We start from the raw sequence: 4,320 nt of genomic DNA, 5'->3' as shown, positions 1-4,320 counted from the left end.
TTATGTAGGAAATTTAAATTTTTTTCTTGACTCTTAAACCCTTCCTGCCTCTTTCTTCTTTCTTCTTCCTTCTTCCTTCTTCCTTCTAAAAATTATGGAACTGTGGATAACTAATTTTCAAGGCGAACTAGCAGCATTAACCGGTGCATTTTTATGGGCAGCATCCTCCGCTGCTTATAGCTTACTTGGGCAAAAAATATCTCCCCTAAAATTAAATTTATTCAAAGGTTTAATAGCGATCGCTCTGATTTTTCTAACTTTAATTATTAGTGACAAACTTCAGACAGAAATCAACTCAACTACTATTAATTTATTTCTGATTAGTGGCATTCTTGGTATTGGTTTAGGAGATACTGCCTTTTTTTCTGCCCTCAAAAATATGGGTGCAAGAAGAACTCTTCTCATGGAAACTTTATCTCCTCCCATGACAGCTTTATTAGCTTTAATTTTCTTAGGAGAACAATTAACTTTTGGTGCTTGGTGTGGAATTTTAATTACAGTTGGAGGCGTAGCTTGGGTAATCTCAGAAAGAACTCCCGGTGCAGCAATTAGTAATGTTAATATCAAACAAGGAATACTCTGGGCAATATTAGCAGCAATAGCTAATTCTAGTGGTGCAGTTATCTCCCGTTTTGCTTTGCTTTCCTCAGATATTAATCCTTTATTAAGCACATTATTTCGTTTAATTGGAGGAACAACTATTGTTGTTTTATTGTTATTTTTTCAGAAAATAAAACAAGATAAATCAGAGAAATTTAACTGGTCAATGAAACTTGTAGGAGCAATTTTTATTACAGCTTTTAGCAGCACTTATTTAGGTATTTGGCTACAGCAAACTTCCCTAAAATTTTCTCCCGCAGGTATTGCTCAAACCCTCTTAGCTACCAGCCCAATATTTATAATTCCCATTGCTGCTCAAATGGGAGAAAAAATAAGCATTAGGTCAATTTTAGGAGTATTAGTTGCAGTAGTAGGAATTAGTTTACTATTCACTTTTCAGTAATTAGGGTTTGCTGAAAAAGTTTTTTGGAGGGGGGGGAGGAGTCAGGAGGGAAAAAAGAAGGAATAAGCAAGAAAAAAGAGGACACGGTATAATACCAAATTGATAAATTTTTACTACAATATAGATAGATTATATTAAAACAGTAAATAACTGATGGAAAAGTTTGCAGATATTAAAAGCTTACTAAAAGAGTATTATGATTTGGAATTTCCAGTTTCAATCTTTCAATTAGCTGATTTTTTACAAAACTATCCTGAAGAAGGAATGTGGGATTTAAGTACAGTTAGAGACCGTTTCATCAGATACTGGTTTGGGACTTTGTGTACCTGAAAAGTTCCGCAGAAATGAATCATCAAAGGTTTATCGTAAACTTAGCAATGAAAGATATAAAGTGCTACTTGATGAGTGTACAGATGATAATGTAATACCTGCCTTTAAAGTAGGTCGATCTTTATGGTACTGGGGTGGTGAAGAAGATTCTGAGAAAGCCTACAATTTACTTAAAAAAGCTTACACTGTACTTCAACGTGAAAAATTGTTACACATTCTTGAGATTCACTATAATAACAGGGATATTAGATGGGTTGATATGACTGGCTATCCTAAGTAGGGTTTGCTGATTAAATATCAAAGTCTTGATAGATAAAGGTAGACCTCGATCAGATATTCTTAAAAATAGCTGCTCCAGTTCATTTGAGATAGTTATCTCTATCTTTTTTCCCTTTTTTTCAATATTTACCCCAACTTCGGTCTTCCCTCTTCCTTCTTTCGTACGGACATTGCATGCAACGTTCCTACCATTTGTAACAAACATTTATCACGCTTGGTATTAGATATATTGGGGTCAAAAAAACCACCAAACAAGAGATAAATCTCATTTGGTGGCTGTACAATAAGGAGTAACTATGGAAAGGAAACTTTTAGTTTAATCTCTTAGCATCGATAGTTAAAGGTAGTTTTTCTGGTTGGTCTTTAGGAATAGATAATTCCCAACCATTTGTTAAAGTTAAAACTTTAATATCTCCATCAATTTTTTGTGAAACAACTTCTTCTTCCAAATCTTTTTTAGCAACATAAACTTCTAAATTTCCTGCTGCATTATTTCGTAAGATTACTTTCATTAATTTTCCTCTACAACTTCTATTTCATTTTTACGACAGCCTATAATCATTCCTTTTTTAATGAAATGTACGGAATAAATATAAAATTTTTGTAAGAAGGTGCCTATGCCACAAATATAACCGACCTCTCCCCCTTCCAAAAGAATGTCACCTCGATTTTTTCCAGGGAAAGTACCATCATTACGAATTATTTTGCGAACTCTTACTTTCTGTTCCAATTCAAATACTGGTGGTCCATCTAATTCGATCGCCTCATCTAATTTCATGTAGCTGCCTCCCTAATACTGAGCTAAATCTTAGCGTTATTTTTGGTGGAATGAATAGTGATAATTTCTTTAGAGATTATGACATATTAATTATTTAAGAAAAAGTAGCTATTGCTTCTTTCTTTAGGATAGTAAAAATTACATTTAAGCAAAATCTAAAAGTATTTATCACTATTAAACATGGGTTTGTCAACGAGAAAGCTTTTATTTAGATAAACTTTATAATTCATCTTTTAACTAATTGGTCGATCATAGCAGAAAGTATTGCTATCGTAAGACTCATGCCAATCAAAAATTTGTTGCAGTTGTTGGAGAGAAATCATACCAAACTTCCAGAGAATCATTGGTAGAGGTCCACAAGAAGCTTCACTGTGTTTCCGTGCTACAGAAATAGCTGCGGCAGAAATAGCTAATTCTTCCTGCAAAAAATTAATAAATAGAGTTGTTTTGCGATCGCCTTCCATAGTTATTATCCTTAAAATATTAAACTACAGGTAATAGATAAGGAAGGTAACTCCATATCTATTACCAATGAGAATTGTTCATTAAATCAATGGTTGTATTTAGGAAAAACTTCCATCTGCCAGCATCTTTCTAACCAGTCCACTAACTCTTTGCGAGGGGCAACAAATTGCTTAACAATGCTGTGGACAAGAAGAGCATCAGTGAAATTATTGATTTCGACTAATAACTCACCGCTAGCGGAACACCAGCTATTAATCATTAGTTCTTGTAAGCGCTGATGAATGAACCAACGATCGATTTGAGAAACATTCACAACTGTAATCAAGTCTTGAGGGTTAGGATTATGATTGCTATACATCGTTGTCATTCCTTAGTGTTGCTGATAAAAGTTTGCAATTGTTTGTTCTAGTTGCTCAATTCTGTCAAGTAAAGCGCGAGTTACAGTAGCTTGTGTATCTGGTAACCGTCCATGTTCAAGAGGTCCAACTCGTTCGCCAGATTTAGAAACAATTCGACCAGGTATACCGACAACTGTGCATTCAGAAGGAACATTATTCAATACAATTGAACCAGCACCTATGCGAACATTATCTCCGATATTTATATTACCTAGTACCTTCGCACCAGCACCAACTACAACATTCTTGCCAATAGTGGGATGACGTTTGCCAATTTCTTTTCCTGTACCACCAAGAGTGACACCTTGATAAATTAAAGAATATTCTCCAATGATTGCAGTTTCACCAATCACCACTCCCATGCCATGATCGATAAATACTCCTCGTCCAATTGTTGCTCCAGGGTGAATTTCAATTCCAGTTAAAAACCGCCCAAGATGGGAAATTAAACGTGGAATTAGAGAAATGTTCTGAAGATGTAACCAATGAGCGAGGCGATGTAGTACTAGAGCGTGCAAACCAGGATAGCAACATAAGACTTCAACCCAGTTGCGTGCTGCGGGGTCTCGCTCAAAGATCATTTGAAAATCTGTTAAGACTGTCTCTAGCTCTGGAAAGGTAAAATATTTATACCAAAATCTATGACGACGAGAAGAAGAAAGGTCTCTACCTGATTCTGGTTGTCGATTTTGTTGAGCAGTGTCAGTATTAGCTTTGAGTTTGAATTGAGACCTAAAGTTACCTTGACTTTTTTTGGAATTAGAAGTGTTAGTTTTATTAGGTAATGTACAAGTATTGCCAGTTAGTAAGGTGGTCATGGGTTAAATAGGGGGTTCCGTGCTTGACAAGGACGTTTGCTTTTCAATTTTTATATCAAGTGCCTTGTAAACTACTAACCAATATTTAACGGTCAATCTTTATTAGATATATTAAGCTTGTACTCAAAAGACTGAAAATGAATGTAGATAGATGTTTGAAATATATTTTGGGGTAGTAGGTGCTAGTATTTTTTGTAGCGTGTACGAGTATTTAATGAACAATGTACTAGCATTTTTGTACTCAAGGTA

8 protein-coding genes are annotated in these 4,320 nt (G+C 34.9%); 3 read left to right on the top strand and 5 right to left on the bottom strand.

All coding sequences use genetic code 11. The features are described from left to right. Nucleotides 1–94 precede the first annotated feature (94 nt). From F6K13_RS20490 to F6K13_RS20480, 3 genes are all read left to right on the top strand, one after another. Entirely contained in the window at nucleotides 95–1,003 is a 909-nt protein-coding gene (locus F6K13_RS20490) for a DMT family transporter (RefSeq protein WP_124154236.1), read from the top strand. A gap of 153 nt (nucleotides 1,004–1,156) precedes the next feature. Beyond that, nucleotides 1,157–1,333, top strand: coding sequence for a hypothetical protein (locus tag F6K13_RS20485; RefSeq protein ID WP_161564920.1), 177 nt, complete (start codon nucleotides 1,157–1,159; stop codon nucleotides 1,331–1,333). Continuing rightward, complete coding sequence (locus F6K13_RS20480) at nucleotides 1,314–1,613, top strand: hypothetical protein (RefSeq protein ID WP_124154237.1); 300 nt, start codon at nucleotides 1,314–1,316, stop codon at nucleotides 1,611–1,613. The genes F6K13_RS20485 and F6K13_RS20480 overlap by 20 nt, the downstream gene beginning before the upstream one ends. A 310-nt stretch (nucleotides 1,614–1,923) precedes the next feature. On the opposite strand, the gene nifT is transcribed toward F6K13_RS20480, so the two are convergent. The 5 genes from nifT to cysE all read right to left on the bottom strand — a co-directional run bounded on the left by nifT (nucleotide 1,924) and on the right by cysE (nucleotide 3,834). After that, nucleotides 1,924–2,124 carry a putative nitrogen fixation protein NifT gene (gene nifT, locus F6K13_RS20475; protein WP_124143216.1) on the bottom strand — a complete coding sequence of 67 codons (201 nt, stop codon included), beginning with the start codon at nucleotides 2,122–2,124 and terminating at the stop codon, nucleotides 1,924–1,926. After that, a complete protein-coding gene (locus F6K13_RS20470; RefSeq protein WP_124143217.1) occupies nucleotides 2,124–2,390 on the bottom strand; it encodes a nitrogen fixation protein NifZ in 267 nt (88 codons plus the stop codon). The genes nifT and F6K13_RS20470 overlap by 1 nt, the downstream gene beginning before the upstream one ends. 233 nt (nucleotides 2,391–2,623) lie before the next feature. Continuing rightward, a complete protein-coding gene (locus tag F6K13_RS20465; RefSeq protein WP_124143218.1) occupies nucleotides 2,624–2,854 on the bottom strand; it encodes a DUF2949 domain-containing protein in 231 nt (76 codons plus the stop codon). 86 nt (nucleotides 2,855–2,940) lie between these two features. Next, nucleotides 2,941–3,213 carry an Asr1405/Asl0597 family protein gene (locus F6K13_RS20460; RefSeq protein WP_124143219.1) on the bottom strand — a complete coding sequence of 91 codons (273 nt, stop codon included), beginning with the start codon at nucleotides 3,211–3,213 and terminating at the stop codon, nucleotides 2,941–2,943. Between the two features lie 12 nt (nucleotides 3,214–3,225). Next, a complete protein-coding gene (cysE, locus tag F6K13_RS20455; protein WP_240041537.1) occupies nucleotides 3,226–3,834 on the bottom strand; it encodes a serine O-acetyltransferase in 609 nt (202 codons plus the stop codon). Nucleotides 3,835–4,320: the final 486 nt, after the last annotated feature.

The sequence above is a fragment of the Okeania sp. SIO2B9 genome, from assembly GCF_010672505.1.
GTDB classification, from domain to species: domain Bacteria; phylum Cyanobacteriota; class Cyanobacteriia; order Cyanobacteriales; family Microcoleaceae; genus Okeania; species Okeania hirsuta.
This window is presented reverse-complemented; position numbering and strand designations above follow the sequence as displayed.

Excerpts from the sequence above, each read along its gene's own strand:
- F6K13_RS20490 (WP_124154236.1), top strand. The coding sequence starts at position 95 with ATGGAACTGTGGATAACTAATTTTCAAGGCGAACTAGCAGCATTAACC.
- F6K13_RS20485 (WP_161564920.1), top strand. The coding sequence starts at position 1,157 with ATGGAAAAGTTTGCAGATATTAAAAGCTTACTAAAAGAGTATTATGAT.
- nifT (WP_124143216.1), bottom strand. The coding sequence starts at position 2,124 with ATGAAAGTAATCTTACGAAATAATGCAGCAGGAAATTTAGAAGTTTAT.
- F6K13_RS20470 (WP_124143217.1), bottom strand. The coding sequence starts at position 2,390 with ATGAAATTAGATGAGGCGATCGAATTAGATGGACCACCAGTATTTGAA.
- F6K13_RS20465 (WP_124143218.1), bottom strand. The coding sequence starts at position 2,854 with ATGGAAGGCGATCGCAAAACAACTCTATTTATTAATTTTTTGCAGGAA.
- F6K13_RS20460 (WP_124143219.1), bottom strand. The coding sequence starts at position 3,213 with ATGTATAGCAATCATAATCCTAACCCTCAAGACTTGATTACAGTTGTG.
- cysE (WP_240041537.1), bottom strand. The coding sequence starts at position 3,834 with ATGATCTTTGAGCGAGACCCCGCAGCACGCAACTGGGTTGAAGTCTTA.